The organism is Pseudoalteromonas sp. T1lg23B (genome assembly GCF_002964665.1).
GTDB lineage: Bacteria > Pseudomonadota > Gammaproteobacteria > Enterobacterales > Alteromonadaceae > Pseudoalteromonas.
Map to the genome: position 1 here is coordinate 1 of NZ_PQBZ01000017.1, position 227 is coordinate 227.

At 41.4% G+C, this 227-nt stretch carries 1 protein-coding gene; it reads right to left on the reverse strand.

The features are described 5' to 3' along the window. Positions 1 to 31 precede the first annotated feature (31 nt). Positions 32 to 227, reverse strand: a 196-nt coding sequence (locus C2M32_RS06510) for a hypothetical protein (protein ID WP_234401245.1), incomplete at its 5' end; no start/stop codon positions are given.

Sequence of the window (227 nt, forward strand, 5' to 3'; positions counted from 1 at the left end):
CCGCTCATACAGAGCAAACCCACTCCACTTATTAAACTGGGAATACCTGCAACACTTTGGGCTGAACGTTGGCACAGTGGTTGATGCATACCATCACATAACTCAATTGCTTGTTATTTGAGAAAAATGACAGATCATAAGCAAAACCAAACTCGCTAAAAACGCGCAGGGTATGCACTTCTTTATATGCCACGGGTTCACCCAAAGATTTAGCTAATAACTTGTTA